Source organism: Streptomyces sp. TRM49041 (genome assembly GCF_008271805.1).
Taxonomy (GTDB): Bacteria; Actinomycetota; Actinomycetes; order Streptomycetales; family Streptomycetaceae; genus Streptomyces.
Map to the genome: position 1 here is coordinate 15,813 of NZ_VSRY01000146.1, position 18,166 is coordinate 33,978.

The 18,166-nt window shown below is 68.5% G+C and carries 14 protein-coding genes and 1 pseudogene; 4 read left to right on the plus strand and 11 right to left on the minus strand.

The window, feature by feature from the left end; genetic code table 11:
* Positions 1-137: 137 nt before the first annotated feature.
* The 6 genes from FVS66_RS20345 to FVS66_RS20375 all read right to left on the minus strand — a co-directional run bounded on the left by FVS66_RS20345 (position 138) and on the right by FVS66_RS20375 (position 7,808).
* Complete coding sequence (locus FVS66_RS20345; protein ID WP_149182617.1) at positions 138-1,655, minus strand: hypothetical protein; 1,518 nt, start codon at positions 1,653-1,655, stop codon at positions 138-140.
* 289 nt (positions 1,656-1,944) lie between these two features.
* On the minus strand, positions 1,945-2,964 hold the full coding sequence (locus FVS66_RS20355) for a DNA-directed RNA polymerase subunit alpha (protein ID WP_149182618.1): 1,020 nt from the start codon (positions 2,962-2,964) through the stop codon (positions 1,945-1,947).
* Between the two features lie 291 nt (positions 2,965-3,255).
* Positions 3,256-3,630 (minus strand): hypothetical protein, encoded by a 375-nt coding sequence (locus tag FVS66_RS20360; protein WP_149182619.1) that lies wholly within the window; start codon positions 3,628-3,630, stop codon positions 3,256-3,258.
* 226 nt (positions 3,631-3,856) lie between these two features.
* A complete protein-coding gene (locus FVS66_RS20365) occupies positions 3,857-4,879 on the minus strand; it encodes a hypothetical protein (protein ID WP_149182620.1) in 1,023 nt (340 codons plus the stop codon).
* A gap of 614 nt (positions 4,880-5,493) precedes the next feature.
* Complete coding sequence (locus FVS66_RS20370; protein WP_149182621.1) at positions 5,494-6,267, minus strand: NYN domain-containing protein; 774 nt, start codon at positions 6,265-6,267, stop codon at positions 5,494-5,496.
* A gap of 197 nt (positions 6,268-6,464) precedes the next feature.
* Complete coding sequence (locus tag FVS66_RS20375; RefSeq protein ID WP_222946961.1) at positions 6,465-7,808, minus strand: DUF4241 domain-containing protein; 1,344 nt, start codon at positions 7,806-7,808, stop codon at positions 6,465-6,467.
* A gap of 347 nt (positions 7,809-8,155) precedes the next feature.
* On the opposite strand from FVS66_RS20375, the pseudogene FVS66_RS20380 reads away from it, so the two are divergent.
* The 4 genes and pseudogenes from FVS66_RS20380 to FVS66_RS20390 all read left to right on the plus strand — a co-directional run bounded on the left by FVS66_RS20380 (position 8,156) and on the right by FVS66_RS20390 (position 11,578).
* Positions 8,156-9,043 (plus strand): annotated as a pseudogene (locus tag FVS66_RS20380) (DUF5655 domain-containing protein).
* A 418-nt stretch (positions 9,044-9,461) separates the two neighbouring features.
* On the plus strand, positions 9,462-9,638 hold the full coding sequence (locus tag FVS66_RS35145; protein ID WP_187645619.1) for a hypothetical protein: 177 nt from the start codon (positions 9,462-9,464) through the stop codon (positions 9,636-9,638).
* A 9-nt stretch (positions 9,639-9,647) separates the two neighbouring features.
* A complete protein-coding gene (locus FVS66_RS20385; protein WP_149182623.1) occupies positions 9,648-10,859 on the plus strand; it encodes a JmjC domain-containing protein in 1,212 nt (403 codons plus the stop codon).
* Complete coding sequence (locus FVS66_RS20390; protein ID WP_149182624.1) at positions 10,769-11,578, plus strand: aldo/keto reductase; 810 nt, start codon at positions 10,769-10,771, stop codon at positions 11,576-11,578. The genes FVS66_RS20385 and FVS66_RS20390 overlap by 91 nt, the downstream gene beginning before the upstream one ends.
* Here FVS66_RS20390 and FVS66_RS20395 read toward each other — a convergent pair.
* From FVS66_RS20395 to FVS66_RS20415, 5 genes are all read right to left on the minus strand, one after another.
* Complete coding sequence (locus FVS66_RS20395; protein WP_187645620.1) at positions 11,566-12,405, minus strand: hypothetical protein; 840 nt, start codon at positions 12,403-12,405, stop codon at positions 11,566-11,568. The genes FVS66_RS20390 and FVS66_RS20395 overlap by 13 nt on opposite strands.
* A gap of 1,022 nt (positions 12,406-13,427) precedes the next feature.
* Entirely contained in the window at positions 13,428-14,795 is a 1,368-nt protein-coding gene (locus FVS66_RS20400) for a DUF317 domain-containing protein (RefSeq protein ID WP_149182625.1), read from the minus strand.
* A 65-nt stretch (positions 14,796-14,860) separates the two neighbouring features.
* Entirely contained in the window at positions 14,861-15,970 is a 1,110-nt protein-coding gene (locus FVS66_RS20405) for a DnaB-like helicase N-terminal domain-containing protein (RefSeq protein WP_149182626.1), read from the minus strand.
* Positions 15,970-17,241 carry a DNA cytosine methyltransferase gene (locus FVS66_RS20410; protein ID WP_149182627.1) on the minus strand — a complete coding sequence of 424 codons (1,272 nt, stop codon included), beginning with the start codon at positions 17,239-17,241 and terminating at the stop codon, positions 15,970-15,972. Before FVS66_RS20410 ends, FVS66_RS20405 begins: the two co-directional genes overlap by 1 nt.
* A complete protein-coding gene (locus FVS66_RS20415) occupies positions 17,238-18,101 on the minus strand; it encodes a hypothetical protein (RefSeq protein WP_187645632.1) in 864 nt (287 codons plus the stop codon). The genes FVS66_RS20410 and FVS66_RS20415 overlap by 4 nt, the downstream gene beginning before the upstream one ends.
* Positions 18,102-18,166: the final 65 nt, after the last annotated feature.

Here is an 18,166-nt window from a genome sequence, read left to right on the forward strand (position 1 = left end):
ATCCTACCGCTCATCCTCCTACCTGTGTGTGGGGAACTCGGACCCGACCGTACGGGGCCGGGCGGCCACCGGCCCGCCGGTGATCCGTCCCTGTGGGAGTCCCCAGACGACCTGGCGCCCCGGCCGGGGGAGACGGACTACGGCGTGTTCAGGGCCGACAGCCGGCCGCTGGCCCAGGGGTAGGACGCCCATCCCTGGACGAGGACCGGGTTCAGGGAGTTCTCGTGCCCGTTCAGGCACTCGTTGAGGGCCCAGGTGGAGCGTTGGGGGTCGGCCGCCCGTTCCAGGAGCAGAGAGCTGGGGGTGGTGTCGGTCAGGGTCACCAGGCGTTCGACTTCGTGGGCCGCGACGACCGTGGTCGGGACATCGACGGTGGGCAGCCCGAGGTGGGGCAGGTTGGCGTTGGCGACGGGGAACGGCTCAAGGGTGACGATCAGCGCCTGGCGTGGCCGGTCGGCCGGAATGCCGGCGAATGCCGGATGGCGCTGGTCGATCTGGGCCGAGGTGGCGTTGACCTGGCGGTAGGCGCGGGCCAGTTTGCTGTCGGTCTCGGCGACTCCGAGTTCCAGGCCGAGCCGGGCGTTCTCGGTCGGCATCATGGACTTGACCTCCACGAGCAGCACCAGGTCGTCGAAGACGACGATCCAGTCGACGCTCTGCAGTTCGTTCCGCTTGACCCGGTACGTGATCTCCGAGACCACGTCGGCGTCCGGTATCAGGCGGAGCTGGCGGCCGACGTACTCCTCGAAGAGGTAGCCGGTCTCCTGCAGGAAGTCGGGTCCGAAGTGCTCGCGTCCTGTGTGGTAGATGCCAGACGGGGTCGCTTTGCGCCAGACCAGCTGGGGCGAGGGACACAGCAGGCCAGGTCCGAAGCCGGTGACCGCCGGCCGGCCCAGCAGCGGGTTGTAGGTGAAGCGGCGCAGCTGTGCCGCTGTGCCGCCAGCCACCCTCGCCAGGTTCCGCGTGGCCTGCTTCTCGGCTGCCTTGATAGAGGCCACGTCGGTGGCGAAGTGCCGTTCGACGACGCGCAGGACGGTGTCCCGGCTGACGGTGCGGTTTAAGTTCTCCCCGTCCGGGCCGTCGTAGAGCGCGGGATCGAAACGCCCTGTGTTGAACAGCGCACATCCCCACAGCAGTTGTGCGGTGCCGACGTAGTCGGGCAGCGGGCAGCCGAACACCTCGGTGTCCCAGCCGGGGACCATGCAGCGGGGCTGGCGGTGTGCGGGGAACGGAGTGTGAAGGTACAGCGCCGCCGTACGAGCCAGGCTGAAGAACTCCGGTGCCTGGAAGGCCATCTGCTCGCCGCCCAGGCGCATCATGAAGTCCCTCAGGCGGACCGGGCCCTCGTCGGTGCCGTGAAGGGTCGGTTCCTTCAGGCTGGAGTACGCGGCCAGGATCTCCAGCAGGTCGCGTTCGGTGGCCTCGGAGCGCAGGTGCTCGGTTCCGTAGGCCAGGCTGACGCGGGCCGCGTCAGCCAGCGCCCAGGGCGTGTACTTCATTGAGGGGCTTTTCAGCCACGGCTGTGGCTGCTCGGGCGAGCTGTAGCGGGCCGCCGCCGCAGCGATCAGGGGCAGCAGTGAGCTGGGACGGTGCCGCCGGATGCGCTGGCGGTATTCGTCCTCCGTCACCAGCCGGTCATACAGGTACGCAGCCATTCCGCCATGATCCTCGCTGCGGAGGGAATGATCGAGTGGTTTCTCCTGGGCCAGCGCTGAACGTGCGTATACTCCCGGCCGCGTCCGATTGCTCTGGATTGCCCTCTCTCGCGCCTTGGCGTCGCGGATTTGGCGGGCAAGCTCGGTGCGGAGCTGGTGCGGGCCATCCGCGTCGGCCTGGCCCAGAGCAGCAGCTCCCCTCACGGCTCCCGGGGTCGCAGCCGAGCTGGTACGCCGGCGCGACTGAATGCGCCCGGGCACACTGGCTTGGGCGGGCAGCGAAGAGCGTTCAGTATTGCTCGGTCTCGACGAACCTCGTGTCCGCGTCGTTGGTGGCGAAGGTGTCGACCGCGGCCGTGGGGTCGAATCCGGGCGGGCTGTCCTTGAGGCCCAGGCCCAGTCCGGCCAGCTTCGCCTTGACCTCGTCGATGGACTTCGCACCGAAGTTACGGATGTCCATCAGGTCCGCCTCGGAACGCGCCAGAAGCTCACCCACCGAGTGGACGCCCTCACGTTTGAGGCAGTTGTACGAACGGACGGTGAGTTCGAGCTCCTCGATCGGCAGCGCCAGATCAGCGGCAAGGGCGGCGTCCGTGGGGGACGGGCCCATGTCGATGCCCTCGGCCTCGATGTTCAGCTCGCGGGCGAGACCGAACAGCTCGACCAGGGTCTTACCGGCGGAGGCCATGGCGTCACGCGGACGCATCGCTTGCTTGGTCTCGACGTCGACGATCAGCTTGTCGAAGTCGGTACGCTGCTCGACACGCGTGGCCTCGACCTTGTACGTGACCTTCAGAACCGGCGAATAGATCGAGTCGACCGGGATGCGCCCGATCTCCTGGCCCACCTGCTTGTTCTGCACGGCGGAGACGTAACCGCGACCGCGCTCGACCGTCAGCTCCATCTCCAGCTTGCCCTTGCCGTTGAGCGTGGCGAGGACGAGGTTGGGGTTGTGTACCTCGACACCGGCCGGAGGCGCGATGTCGGCGGCGGTGACCAGACCCGGGCCCTGCTTGCGCAGGTACATCACGACCGGCTCGTCGTGCTCCGAGGAGACGACCAGCTGCTTGATGTTGAGGATCAGATCGGTGACGTCCTCCTTGACGCCCGGCACGGTGGTGAACTCGTGCAGGACACCGTCGATACGGATGGACGTGACCGCCGCACCCGGGATCGAGGAGAGGAGCGTGCGGCGAAGGGAGTTGCCGAGGGTGTAGCCGAAGCCCGGCTCCAGCGGCTCGATCACGAACCGGGAGCGGAACTCGTCGACGACCTCTTCGGTCAACGAAGGACGCTGAGCAATCAGCACGAGGTATTGCCTCCAGTGTTTGGCGCCCGCTATGTGACGCCGTAGACACCACGAGGGTACGTGCGATACGGGCGGTCGTTCACCGCACCTGATGGCTGAAGGCGCGCACCAGCTGATGGCCCTGGTGCTCGACCGGTACGAGGCGGTTATGAAGTAGACCCCGGCTCGCATCGTGGTCCAGGCTCTTGGGCAGCGCGGGACCCAGTCAGAAGCCAGCCCGCCCCACGACGGAGGTCCGTTCGACGGTCCCGATCAAAGCAAAGTCAGGGCCTCTGTAGGCCCTGCGCGGGGTCAGCGCTGTGCTGGGAGGCCGATGTCGTCGAGAAGCCCGTCCGGAGCGTCCAGGGCGTTTCGCGCCCGCTCTGCGAAGGCTGAAAGCTTCTCTTTGAGTTCGGAGGCAGCCATCGACGCCGCTCGCGAGCGTTGGCCAAGTGCTGGATCGTCGTACGCGCGCTTGGCGTGGATCAAGGAATATGACCTGGCGTTGTGTGTGGCGGTGGTCGCAAGTTCCACGATGGCCGCGACCAGGTCTGCGATGCCGCGTGGTCCTTCGACCATGATGATGGGGCCGGTGGCGCGCACTGCCGGCAGGAGCGCGGATACCTCCTGCCACGCGGTGTCGAGTTCTTCCGAAGAGTGGTCTCCCCGGACGGAGGCGTAGGCCATGGACGATAGACGTCCCAGAGCTTCCTGGTGGGCCGTGATGGCCTCAAGGAATCTGCTGTATACCTCGCGTCGCCCCTGACGTCGCCATTGCGAGTGCTGACTGCGTCCCTGAGACCGTCCCGTCAGGGCGGCGGCTCCTAGTGTCCCGCCTGCTCCGAGGAGTCCTCCCACGGCTGTACCCAGCAGGGCAGCCACCCCACTGTCCATCGCTGCACCTTCGCATTCGTCAGGGTGCGAGCGCCACGAGGGCTTCGCAGAGGGTGGTGGTGTCGTCGAGCGCCTGGCGGCACATTTCGCCGGTGACGACGAGGCGCTGCCCGACGCGGGCAGTGGACGCGGGGACTCTGGCCAGGTATCGCGCGTCCACGACCCCGTCGTTGTGCGTGAAGACGTGGCGGGTCGCCCAGGTCTCCGTCAGCCGCTGCCAGGTCGCGGGCCCGACAGCGGTGCGGATGTCCGCGTGTCCGGCGGCGACGAACAGGTCCGCCGTGTCGTCGAGGCGCTGGAAGACGTTGCCCTTGCCCCTGAGGTGGTCCTCCGCATTGGACACGGCCGCGCGGAAGGTGGCGGAGGCAAGCGACTCGACGGCGCCCACCATGTTCTCGATGGTGTCCACCCAGTTGCGGGTGAAGACCCCTTGCTCGCGCAGCGGCGCCTTGGCTTCGGGCGGTAGGGCCTCCAAGGCGTCCAGTCGCGCCTTGTCGGCCTCCAGGGCGTCGAACGCCACGGAACCGGCGGGGAGTTGTCCGCAGACTGGGCAGTACCGGTGTTCCCCGAAGACCGCATACCGGCCCTGGCAGCCGGGGCAGGTGCGGATGCGGGCGAGGCGTTCTTCGCTGATGCCTGGCAGGGGACGGGGGTAGTAGGGCTGCGACCGATAGGTGATTGACACCCCACTCCCTCGGGAGCTTCGGCGGGACAGGCCGCTGAAGGCGCGGTTCAGTTCCCGGCTCACGATCTGCATGCCGAGGTCGCCCACGGCCTGCATGAGGCGTTCGCGCTGCTGGGCGGTCACGAACTCGGAGTGCTCGGCGTGGTGGCCGCAGTAGACGCACCACAGGGTGAGGTCGTCGGGCAGCGCCTCGTACTGCTGCGCGTCCATGCGGAAGAGCAGCGAGCAGGCCGGGCACTGGCGTCCGAGGAAGCCGTCTTCGTCGAGCGGGATGCTGATCCGCATCTCGTACGCATCACGTTGGCGGCCGACGATTTCTGCGCCCTCGGCCATTCTGAAGTTGCGGTGGTCGCGCATGAGGTCGATTGTGCCGCCGGGCACTGACAGTGGGCCCTGGTCATGGACGAACCGTCGGACAGGAGACGATGCGGACACATGGCGGCAGACCCAGACTCCGGGCCTTCCCGCTCCGGAGGCAACAGGCTGCGGCCCAAGAAACCGGTGCGGATGGCCGACCCCGATCCGGCGGACACGGGAGTGCGGGGGTGTGACGCTTCGGAGGGCCGGGACGCTGGAGCAGGTGGACCGTATGCAAAGGTCCCGTGATGCCCGTTCCTCCCCTCGTGAGCGGGTACGCCCGTATCCGAGGCAGGTAGGTGCTCTCCCCCGTCACCTGCCTTCCCCGCGTGGCCATGACATAGTCGAGCTTCGGCGCGCCGCCGCGGTGGTCCCGGTTGGCGCGACGGCTGAGCGAACGTCATCGCGCCCTCTCAAAATCGGCGCCTTCCCCCAGCGTGGACGAGCCGGTGGCTCTCGCCCCGTGCGAGGCACCACCGGACCAACGTCCGGTATCAGAGGCCGGGTGCGAAGCTGTCACCGAACTGGTGATTTGTGACGTTCTGCGACTGGTGTGCCGGTCGGTCGACCCGGATGTCGCGGGCGGCAACAGGGGTTTGAGCAGCGCCGGAAGATCAGTCCCCTGACACTGTCTCCTTGGGACCGTTGCCGGTGTGGCGCTTGTCGCGAGCGTATATGACGGCCGTCTTTCCGCCGCCGGGTGTGCGGCGGTCCATCTCGAACAGAGTGGTGGCGGCCAGGAGGTCGCTCAGCTTGGTGTAGCCGTACGTGCGGGAGTCGAAGTCGGAGCGCTGCTTGGTGATGATGTGGCCGACGTTCGCGAGGTGGGCCCAGCCGTCGTCGTCGGAGGCTGCCTCCACTGCTTGACGAAGGAGGTTGACCAGCGCGGTGTCGCCCTTCAGCTTGACCGCCGTGGCTCGCGCGGCCGGTTTCGCCTCAGCCGGGGCGGTGGCGCTCTTGAGATTCTCGATGTAAAGGAACTTGTCGCACGCCGCGACGAACGGCTTAGGGGTCTTGCGTTCTCCGAATCCGTATACAGTCAGGCCGGACTCGCGGATGCGGGCCGCGAGGCGGGTGAAGTCGCTGTCGCTGGAGACGATGCAGAACCCGTCGAAGCGCCCCGAGTACAGCAGGTCCATGGCGTCTATGACCATGGCGGAGTCGGTGGCGTTCTTTCCGGTGGTGTAGGCGAACTGCTGGATCGGCTGGATCGACTGGGCGAGCAACTGGTCCTTCCAGCCCTTCAGCTGAGTTCCGGTCCAGTCGCCGTAGGCCCGCTTGACGTGCGCGGTCCCGTACTTGGCGACCTCTGCCAGCAGCTCCTCCAGAGCCGAGGGCTTGGCGTTGTCGGCGTCGATCAATACCGCCAGTTTCGCAGTGCTCTCCACAGCACCCGACGGTAGCGCAGACGATCTCGCAGTCGCGGAGGAGTCACCGAGTCCAAGCCAAGCCCAACGCCCTGCGGCGCAGGGAACCGCACCAGCCCTTTTCGACCGCCCGTTACGTCGACGGCCACTGTTTCCAGAGCTATGCGAGCCTGAGGGGTGCCCGACGGTCCGTCGCGCCGAGGCGCCGGCGAGTTCCGCTACGAGTCCTGCTGAGATCGGTTCGGCAGCAGTTCCTGATGGCGCAGGATCAGCATGTCGGCGACGAGGCACGTGACCTCCCCGTCGGCGTCCCGGCCGATCCACACCGGGTAGGAGCCGTCTCCCATGCCGCTTGGGTAGACGATGAGGTTGCCGCCGGACTCCGGGTCGTCGAGGACGACGATGCCGTCGGGGCTGTCGTCGTCCGGGACAGTGTTCTCTCCGCCGGTGAGCCTGTCGGCCGCCGCGGCGTCGACGAAGCAGCCGGTGCCTGTGTCCACGCCGAATCCGTAGAACTCGCCGTCGCGCAGCGTCCGCGGGTCCTCCCCGAGACGCAGCGCCAGCTCCCAAGTCGCCGTGGGTTTGCCGGAGATGAGGATGCGCGCGGCGGTGAAATCCTGCATGTCCAGTGTCTTGCCCCAGTGCTCGGTCCGGTAGGCCGCAGTCGCGATCTGCATGCGGTAGCTGCCGGGCGGTACGGCCACCGTGAACGGCTCGCCGGGATCCAGCCAACCCGGATCGCAGGCGACGATCCGACCGGTCGGCAGCCGTAGCGATCCTGCGTCGACGACGCGCTCGACGACATACGGGCCGGTGGCCTGGGTGTCCGGTGGGGTGAAGCGGGTGCCGGGCGTGAACATCTCGTCGAGGTAGCTCGGGCGCAGGGGGCTGGGCGGACACCACCCGGGGGCGGTGGCATGACCGTGCTCCCGGTCTTCCGCCGGACCGTCCTGGGGAGGACGTTGTACCGGTGCGTCCCGCAGGGAGACGCCGGATACGTGCCCGTCGGTCGCCATGGCCACCGCCCACGCCCAGTCGCCGAATGCGGGAGCTGACGCCCAGCGCTGTTCGTCCGGAACATCGGCCAGGGTGTGCAGCGAGCCGCCCCCGATCCCCTTCGGTTCGGACACCTTCCGGCCCCTGCCGTCCGGGTAGAGGTCGATGAGCACGCGCCCCGCGCGGTCTGCGAACTCCGCCATGTCGTCGCTGTCGTACCTCCACTGAGCGATGTGGCGGAGGAGGAGCCGATCGGGTTCCAAGCGGCGCAGATCGAGTTCACGGGTGCGACGGCCCTGATCGTCGTACGCCCACACGCCCAGGTAGTCGTGCGCCCAGGCGATGGTCAGCACGGCGACCGGCTGCGGGCGCCCTCGCTCGCGCAGCACCACGGCGTACCGCTCGCCCGTAGCGTCCCGGTTCGCGGCGTGCTCCCGGCTGATGGGACCAAGGACCATGCGGGAGGCGGCGTCCCAGCCCTCCCCGTACGTCACGTCAATGATCACGCTGATCTCAGCGCCGGGGAGGGCGGCCCTGTCACAGCCGTGCTCGCGTCTTCCGGCCACGCGGTGCATCGGTGCAGGCGCACCGTGGCGCCGGCTGGGTGTCCGCCTTGCTTGCTGCGGATCCGTCGGGTGCGAAGTCCGGCCCTGGCGTGTCCGTGCCGGTCGTTACTCTTCCGCCGTTGCCAACATACGAAGCCATGGGGACAGGCCCTCCTATACGCGGCGGGATCTACTGCAGCGCTGGAGTGACGAATGGCTCGACTCGCGCCCTGTGAGGCTGCTGTCAACACTCCAAGCCGAAGCGGCAACGACCCACCAGTCCCTAGGTCCAGGTTCGGGCCCCTTCGGAAATAATCCGACTGCTTCCGCTGTTCAGTCCCGGCCACACTGGGTGCATGGGAGGGGCGGTGTCGAACCTGAAGCTCTACAGCACGAAAGGCGGCGTGACTGAGGTCACGCCGCGTCTTGCCGAGATCGAAGCCGATGTGCAGAGCCTCGTCGAGGCACACATGGAGACGCTGCTGGGGGTGCGGTTCCTGGCGAGCGAGTACAGCACGGGGCCGGTCCACGGGGGCCGGATCGATTCGCTCGGGCTGGACGAGAGCGGGTCGCCGGTCATCGTCGAATACAAGCGAGGCGTCGACTCGGGCGTCATCAACCAGGGCCTGTTCTACCTCAGCTGGCTCATGGACCACCGGGCGGAGTTCGAATACCTGGTCGCCGACCGGCTCGGGGTCACGGCCGCGGCCCAGGTCCTGTGGCGCGGACCGAGGCTGATCTGCGTCGCCGGCGACTTCACCCGCTAAGACGTATACGCCGTGCGCGAGCACCGGAGGTCGATCGATCTGGTCCGCTACCGACTCTTCGGCAGCGACCTGCTCGGGCTTGAGACCGTGGCGTCCGTGAGCGGCGGCATGCAGGTAGCCGGTCGGGTGCACCGGCAGGCCGTCGCGCGGGCGGCAGCCGACGTCCAGGGTGCGTCGATGGTGGAGCTGGCGAACGCGGTCGACGAGGTGTTGCTCGGTCTCGGGGACGGCGTGAACCGCGTTGAGCGCAAGACGTACCGGGCGTATCAGCGTCTGCGGAACTTCGCCTGCGTCTGTCCGCCTCAGTTGAGCAAGCTCCTGGTCTACCTGAAGGTCGACCCGAAGGACGTAGAACTCGTTCCCGGGTTTACCCGGGATGTGTCCGGTCTCGGTCATCACGGGACGGGTGACCTGGAGGTGCAGCTCCGCACGCCGAGGGACGTGGAGCGGGCGCAGGATCTGTTCCGGGCGAGCTACGCAGCGGCGTGATCGCTTGACGCCACCTTGGCCATGAGTGCTTCGCGCTTGGTCTTGGTCGTCTGGGTAGTGCCTTTCGACGTACGGGCAGGTCGTGGCGGTGGACTATCAATGATGCGCGGGATCGCCGGTTTGGCTAACCGGCGATCCCGCGCTATGTTGCGCCACGCCCGCGCTCATTCCCGCACTGAGGAGCAAGGCTGGCCCGGCGCAGCACGGCCCGCCCGGCGCGCATGGCGCAGCGTCAGAGAGTCCTTGCGGCATGTGTTGGTCTGTGCCGATTCGACCTTGAGTGATCCACCGAACCGGCAATTGGGACGCACGCATCTCGTACATCTGTCCGAATCCGCCTCTACTGGCATCCCTTGCACGCGGGTTAACTCAGACCTTCGCCCGGAGCTGGGCGGTAGCGGCTGAGAGGAGAGCTTCGATGGCAGACAGGGCGTCCACACAGGTATCGGGGACCAGCCCCGCGCTTCTGATCGCTGTGGAGGAACTGGCGACGGCGCACGACCGCAGCGAGTCCGAGCGGTCCGACGTCACCAGCTCGCAGAACAGCGCGGGCGATGACGGTGACAACCGTGACCTGAACCTCCCGAAGGAGTAAGGGGAACCCATGGAGCACCGGCTCGTCACCCACATCGAGAAAGCTCTCGGCTGGGACGGGCCGGGTTCCGTGGGGACCGCGTTCGCACGCGGTCGTCTCACGGACCCGGATCTGCCCATACGGTTGTTGACCCCGCACAAGCTGCTGGACCTGATCAAGCGCCGCCACCTGGCCAATCCGCAGCTGCGCTGCTACGCCGAGGGCAACGAGATCCATCCGTCCACGTTCCTGTCCACCAACGTCAACCGGCGCAGGCAGACCGTGAGCCAGGCGGACATGGCGGCCCTTGGGCGGATCCTCAAGGACGGTGGCACCGTGGTCCTGGACCACGTGGACTTCTTCGACCCGACCCTGGAAGTCGCATGCCGGGCCCTGGGCTGGTGGTCCGGTGAACTGACCTCAGCCAACGCGTATCTGGCGGTCGGTGAAACCGACGGATTCCACCTGCACTGGGACGACCACGAGGTCATCGCCGTGCAGCTTTCCGGCGAGAAGTCGTGGGAGGTGCGCGGCCCGTCCCGGCCGGCGCCGATGTACCGCGACGCCGAGCGTAATCGCACGCCCTCGGAGGAAGTGCTGTGGAAGGGCACCATGCGGGCCGGGGACGTCATGCACATCCCCCGGGGCTTCTGGCACACCGCTACACGCCTCGGCTCCGACAGCGGTGGCCACTCGCTGCACGTGACGTTCGGTTTCACCAAACGGACCGGCGTCACGTGGGCCAATTTCCTCTCTGACGCCGCACGCGCCGACGAGGCGTTCCGCCGCGACCTGGGGGGCGCCGAAGCAACCGATCACAAGCTGCTGACAGACAAGCTCAGCGCTCTCGCCGCCAACTACAGCCCCGAGCGATACTTGGGCGAACTGCGATCCAACACCCCGCCCGCACGCCATATGCCCTACGTGAGCGCCTTCGGCCGACCGGAGGGGGTCGCGGCCGTCACCGAGTTCGCCCCCTCCATCGTCCGCGCCGGCGACGCGATCCAAGTCAGCGGTGGAGGCAAGCGGCTGACCCTCCATGAGCGCGCGGAACCAAGTCTGCGCGCACTCCTGTCGGGTCACCCGGTTTACCTGGACGGCGCCGACGAGGACACCACCACCCTGGCCGACCTGCTGATCACGGAGGGGCTGTGCGAACCGCTGACGGAAACATCGTCCTCGGGCTATACCGGTCTGGTCACGCCCGTGACGTACTCGAAGCAGCCGCCGATCTCGGCGTAGCACGCCTCGACACCGCCTCGAACTACCTCCGCCATCGCTCTCACGAGGCCCTGAAGACGGTGGCCGGCGACCTCCTACCGAAGTTCTCGGTCTCCACCAAGGTCGGATACTTCCCGGGGCAACACTCCCTCGCCCCCGCCCGGCTGCGCGCCGGAGTGGTGCAGGCCGCGAAGGATCTGGGACGGGAGCCGGACGCGGTACTCCTCCACAACCCAGAGCACTCCCACCCAGACGCCGAGACGTTCACGCAGGCGTGCGCGGTCTTGTCCGACGCCGCGCAGAGTGGACTGTGCGGGGGATGGGGCGTATCCAGCTGGGACCCCCGCCCGCTCGTGGACCTGGACGCACCCCGCCCTGATGTCCTCATGGTCCGGGCAGGGCTGCTGGTGGGTGTCGATGTCCTTGAAGCGGCCGAGGCCCTGGTGGCGCGGTGGCGACCGTCGCAGGTGTGGGGCATGAGCCCCTTCGGCGGCAGTACGACCGAGGCGGTGTGGGGGAAGTTCGACCCGCAGATCTTCCTACGGGGCTCCCCGCCAGCCACGAGGGTTCAGGCCGCGTTCCGCTCCGCCTACGACCTGCCGAGTGCCGACGCGGTCGCGGTCGGCACGGACAACGTCGATCACCTACGGGAACTGGCCAGCGCCCTGGCGTACGAGGTCGACGACCAAGTGGTGCGGGAGTACCGGCAGCTCCTCCGGGCCCGCCGTCAGCCCGCCTGAAGTTCCATCACCACTCGCTGCGCCGTCTCCCGGGCGGCCCCCAGCCGGGGGTCGTCCGGGTGGGCGTAAGGGCCGAGGACTTTCGCGGCGACGAACAGCGTCATCAGCTTGCCGTCCCGGCTCTCCAGATCGTCACGCCGCTTGCTGCGGACGCGGTCGGCCAGGGCCGGGACGGCGAGGGAGGCGCCCCACAGATTCGCCGCGTCCAGGCCCCGCGGGGCCATGCCCCAGTCCTCCCAGTCGAACACGCAGAACACCGGAGCCGTCATGTTCGCCCAGTTGAAATCGGCATGGGCCGGACACCATTCCACGACGGCCGTATCAACACCGGGGAAGACGCTGTGGATGGTTCCCCTGATGAGTTCCTGCGTGAGCGTCTCGGTATCCGGTGTCGCGATCCGGTTCGTGTGCTGCGCAGCGAGGGCATCCAGAGAGGCGTTCATCGCGGCCCACCACTCCTCGGTCAGCCGCGGATCTTCCGTCACCACGGCGCTGCCCACCGGCGCCCCGGGCAGCAGCTCCGTCTCGTCCGCTCGCCACATCACCGGCTCCTTCTCGTCCCGCCACGCGACGCCGGCAAGCCAGGCCGGCTTCGCGATCCCGAGCAGGGCCTCGGCGGACGCGGTGCCATCCCCGCCCTGAACCCCGATCCGGTCGAGCCCACGCCGCTCGATGCGCACCCACGTACCGCGGTCCGTACGTGCCCCGACAGAACGGCGCTTCCGCACCACAAGCTCGTGATCCAGGCGTACCCCAAGCGACCGCTCCACGCGGTCCAGTACGGCTTCCACGGGCTCTCTACGCAGATCGACCGAACGCAGCGTCATGCGCCCGAAAGTACCAAGTCCGTGCCGCAACGCGCCGAGTCCCGGAGTGGACGTTGATCGAAGGCGCCGTCGTACGAGGGTGCTCGCCTCTGCCGGTCGCGCCCTTGGGTGCTACAGGCGGGCCACGACGCACCCCCCTTCTGAACGCACATTCGACAAAAGGCGGACGGGCTTCATCCGCTTGTGAAAGTTCCCGGCCGGGGGGATGGCCTCGGCTCTCCATTGCGCGCTGTATGCGCGTTGTGGCGCGCTGGGCGCGCAATCCAACGGTCCTTATGACTGCATACGGGGGAAGGAGTGAGATTTCAGACTTCTCGGGAAGGCGGTTCTCCGGCTCGACCACAAGGCATATCGTCGTCTCTGCGATGTCGGCCCGTCCGGCGCGTGCAACTCCAAGCATCGGCACATGAGTTCGTGGCCATGCCACCCCCATTGGTGCATTGGAGGCACACATGAACGACGGGGAGTCTCGCGACAAGGGGAAGGGACCAGCAAAGGTCTTGCTCACCTTCCTGTCAGCGCTGGCCGGTCGAGCTGTTGCCCACTGGTTCAGCGACTGGAGGAGGCGCCACGGCCTATAGCCGGTCCCTAGTCGCCCTTCGCTGACCGCATACGCGGCCAGCTGGCCGGGTCTCACGAACCCGTCCTTGGGGGTCACGCCTTGCCCGGGCGTGATCCCGCACTTTCGTTGGCGGCAAACTATGAACTCGCCACTGCCCGTTCAACGGTCAGGCATGCGTCAAGTTAATAGGGTCGCCACCTCAAGCACTGTAGCGCGCTCCCCGCGCGCGTGGGGGTGGTCCGCGCTTCTTGCCGTTATTCCGAACCTAGCCAGGTCGCGACGTGCGCTCGCCGCGCGCGCGGGGCTCGGCTGCACTCCTCGCTCAGGTCTCAACGCACAGTTGTAAACCCAATTAAGCAATGGCGGTGGCACTCGGCGGTCCTGCCAACCGCCGCATCTGGACCACCTATGCCGCCGACTCGACTCCGCCGAGGCGGTGCGGCGCCCTGACTACCGGTGATCAGGGTGTACGGCTGGCAGCGGGGCTGGCTGGGACCGCCGGGATGGCCTGCAGGGCCGTGTCGAGGCTCGTCCTGCGTTCGCGGCTCGTTAGCTGCCTCTGGCGGGTGCCGGTTGCGTGGGCGAGGTTCTCAGCGAGGTCGGCGAGTAGCGAGCTGGGCGTGTGCGGGGATGCGGTGAGGGCCCAGGTGGGTCGGTCGGGATCTGGACCGGCCCAGACGGTCCAGGTGGCGAGGTTCTGGCTCGGGTGCTGGGCGGCGAAAGCGTCGAACCGGACCCCTGCGTCCCCCGCAGGGGACGTCCAGCCGATCCATTCCCCGTCCACCGTGTGCTTCCACCCGGCCTCGGACAGGGGCTGCGTGGCGGCGGCGACGGTCTTCTCGTCCACCGGGGCACCGACGGCCGTGTCCCAGCCGTCGCCGTCGGCGAGGTGACCCAGCAGTTCCTGCAGTACGGGGGCCGGAGTGGCGCCGGTCGCGGTGAGGACCCACATGCGGTCGGAGACGGGCGTCTCGTACGCGGCGATGGTCCAGGCGGTCTCGCGGGGGTGGGCTTCGTGGACGCGCTCGATGCGCAGGGTCTGGGATTCGTGGATGGCGTGGGTCGTCTCGTCCGACCAGGTCCGCCACTTCTCCCAGTCACCGTGGGCGTCGAGGAATGCCTCCAGCAGAGCATCGTGGTCGCCGGCATCAGCCGCGTATGCGGGGACCGTTTCCGGCTGTGGGCGTGGAGGCTCAGGTTCGGTGGCGGGTGGGGACGTTCGGGCTTGGGCGGCGGCGCGTTCGGTGTCGGTCATGGGCGCGGGGCCGGGCCGCATGGCGGCGCCGTGGACCTTCTCGAAGGCGACCAGGGCCTGGGCGGGCGAGTCGAAGGAGTCGGCGACCTGCCGCAGATGGTTCTCGCCGTGGAGATAGACGCTCTTGCCGCTGCCGAGGTAGGTGCCGACCGCGACGGTGGTGTGGCCGTCCTCGGCGTGAGCGTGGATGAGGAGCTGGCCATGGCGGATGTCGTCATAGATCTTCTGGGCCGCGTCGGAGACCTCGCGGATCTCGCTGCGGGTGCACCAGGGCATCGGATAGTCGGCCCAGGTCCATTCTTCGGCCATGGCTTCCCGGAGCCGGGGGGTGATCTCGACGCTGACCCCGTCAGCGGCCAGTTGCTGGGCCGCCTTTTCGGCCCAGTAAGGCTCCTCGTGATCGATGCGGGCCAGGACCAGGGTGTTCTTGGCCACGGCGGTCCAGTTGGCGGCCTCCAGGCCCACGTGGGGGATGTGCGCCTGGGAGCCGGTCAGGACGGCGGTCACGGCACTGGGGTGGGTGGGGTGGGTGTCGAGGCGGACGTGCGCGTCGATGAGCAGGGCGGTGGTCACGTGTGGGTGTCGTCTCCTGTGCCGGTGGCCGGGCCTTCGGGCCCGGCCACCGGCGTATGCGGGGGCTATCGGGTGGCGCGAGCAGTGCGGGCGGCCGTGGTGGTCGGGGGGCCCGCGCGGGTGGTAGGCGCGGGGCGCGGGCGCTGCGGAAGGATCCGTCCGGTGGCGTGCTGCCAGCGGGCGCGGATGGCGCCGAGGTCGGCGAGGGACCGGCGGGCACCGACGACAAGCTGGAACGGTGTGTTCGCCGGGTCGCCGGCGTACGCCTCGATGCGGCGGCCGGCGTGGTCGGCGGTGGCCAGGAGGGAGCGCTGCAGGGCGCGTTCAGCCCAGTGCTCTACGGAGCCGGCCGGTTCGGCGAGAAGACGGAGCACGTCGCCGGGTTCGCTGCCGTGCTCAAGAAGACCGCGCTGCTGGGCTTCCCATAGGACGGTGACGGGATCGACGGGCTCGTGGCGGCGGTCCAGGGCGGTCAGGCACTGCCACAGGCCGGCGTGCAGCGGCTGGGTGAAGTCCTCGGGGAGCAGCCACCGTACGGACTCGATGCCCGCGGGGTGGGCGGTGGCGGTAGCGAGAAGCAACTGCTCCTCCTGCGCCGCCTCGGCATAGTCGGGTGCGATGGCCGGCGGGGGTGGCGGGGTGCGTGGCAGGACCCCGGCGCGTGGCGGGAAGCGTGCTGCGATGTTGTCCACGACTGCGGCGAGCGTGTCGGCCTCGGCGAGCACCGTCTGGACGGGGTGCGGGAGGGAGCCGTCCTGGATGGTCTGGAGGAGGTGCTCGGCGGCGGCCCGCAGCCGGCGGCGGGCGTGTTCGGCCTCGACCATCCGAGCGTAGGCGGGTGCGTGGCGGGGCCAGGGGCAGACCTGGATGAGGGTGTGCAGATAGGAAGCGGTCAGTCCGCGTGCCTGCTCCCGACTTGCGGCAAGTACCTGGTTGAGCCACGTGGTGTTCTTCGCGTGCTCGGCCGGGTCGGGCGGAGGCAGGGTGCTGATCGCGGCGAACAGGGCGGAGTGCGCGGCGGTGGAGAACGAGCCGGCGCAGACCCCGGTCACTTCGCCGAGACGGTGCGGATCGAGAAGAAGCGCACCGAGGAGGGCCTGCTCGACGTGGAACACCGGCTGCGGCGCCGGGATCGTGTCGAGGTCGTCCTCGTCGGGTTCGGGGCTGAGGGACATCAGGCAGCCAGGGTGAAGTCGTTCGGGTCGAGGGTGACGCCGAGATGCGGGGCGAGGAGGTGGCCGGCGAGCAACGGCGGGACCGCGTTGCCGATCTGCGAGAACTGCTGGCCCTTGTTCCCCGCCCACGGGTAATCGCCGGGGAAGGTCTGCAGGAGGCCGGCCTCGCGAGCGGTGATCCGGATCGGCTCCGGCACTGCCGGCGCGTCCGTGTCCTTCGTCGGCGCCGAGACCGGTTCGGCGACCCAGGTGCATTCGTTCGCGCGGTGCCCGAAGAACAGCGTGCCTGCCGGCTCCTCGATGGACCGGACAGTGGCGTTGGCCTGGTTGTTGCTGCGCAGAGACCAGGACCAGCGATGCGCCTCGGCGGTGAACGTCGGCGCCGGGGCGGTCGCAGCACGGTTCTCACGAGCGCCGTGCCGCGCCGCCCACCCCGCGCCTTCGCGGCGGGACTGCAGGACCACTCCGTCCGCTCGCGGCATCCAGGTGCCCCGCTCCCGGGCATCGGAGAGCGTCTTGCGCGAGCCCGAAGGGAACGGTTCGGGGCCGCCGCCGGGCCCGCCCCCGGCACAGACGGTGGGAACGGGCCGGTCTGTCGCCCCCCACCCCAGGGCCTCGGCCATGCTCACCCAGCGGGCACGTCCCGGACCGAACAGCGATTCGGGCTCGGCGACCCGGGCATGCGTCGGCGTGGGAGGCTGCGCCGTACGGACTCGGGAGGCGAGCAGGATCGCCCGCTTGCGCGTCTGCGGAACACCGAAGTCGGCCGCGTTGAGGATCCCGTACCAGACCGAGAACCCCCAGCCGCGCAGGATCGCCGCGTACTGCTTCCACAGCGGCAGGACGTCCGGCACCTCCTCCATGGCGACCCACTCAGGCTCGCCGACCGTGTTCAGGGCGTGGAGGTAGCGCATCGGCTCGGCCGCGAGCAGAGAGCGCTCGTCCCGGCAGGCGGCGAGGAGGCGCTCGCGGGTGTCGCGTCCGGCGGCGAGGTCCTCGACCGCCGCATGCACCAGCGGCTGGTCCACCAGGCCAAGACGTTTGCCGGCCATGCTCCACGCCTGGCACGGCGGAGAGGCGATCAGCCCGCGCGTCCGGCCAAGGAAGGGCCACGTCGGATACATCGCCACGTCGGTCCGGATCGTCAACTGCCCAGCGGCAGCACGGGTCCTGCAAGCCCACTCGTCCCACTCCAGCCCCACGTCACGCACGCCGAAGACACCCAGTGCCCTGCTCCAGCCGCCCGGCCCCGCGAAGAGGTCGAGTATCACGTGGCCAGCCCGAAGTCCTCCTGCGCCGGCGCGTCCGCATCCCCGCGGCACGCCCAGGGCGAGCAGCCGTCCGCGACACCGCGCTCCAACTCGTCCTCGTCGGCGAGCTCCTGCTGGAGGGCCGCCCACTCCGAGGCGGTGACGTGGTCGATCGGGGCCCGGCCGAGGGGGACGCGGGAGCGGTGCAGGAACGCTTCGCCCAGCAGCCGATTGCCGCTGGCGTTCGCGCGGGCATTGCCCTTGCGGATGGCCGCGTCGAATTCCACGACGTCCTGCCACTCGGCGGGGGAGTTGTCGCGGATGTGCCGCCACTGCGCATTGCCGTGGAAAGGGCAGCCCAGGCAGCTCGATTTCGGCGTTTCGGCCAGATCGAGGGAGGTGAGATAGCGGACGCAGTCGGAACGCGACCAGCCCATGTCGATCAGCGGGTGCCGGTTCTGCATGTACTTCACGTCGGCGTCCTTGGCGCGGTGGAATTCGTCGGTGGATATGCCGATCCACTGCTCGACGAAAACGCCCTTTGGTACCCGAGTCGGATAAGGGTAGCCGAGAAGATCGCGGATCTTCTTCTTGATGGGCTTCACCTTGTATTCCCCGGTGCACTGGCGCCGGGTCATCCCAGGACGCCCGTCCGTGTTGAGGATGTACAGGGGCATGGACGCGAAACGGCGATCCGGGTTCAGGGCGTCATCGCGAATATTGCCGGAGGAAACCCGGAGAATAGGTATACCGGCGGGCGTGGCTATTTCGCGTTCGAGGCGATCGAGATGGTCATAGACGGATTTGGGCTCCCATCCGGTGTCGGCGAAGATCGCGTAGTCGATTTTCGGGAGGATGCCTTCGGCGGACAGGGCGAGCAGGGTGCTGGACTGGACGCCGGCACCGAGAGAAAGGGCGCGGAACTGGGGGGAGGGGCGAATGGGAA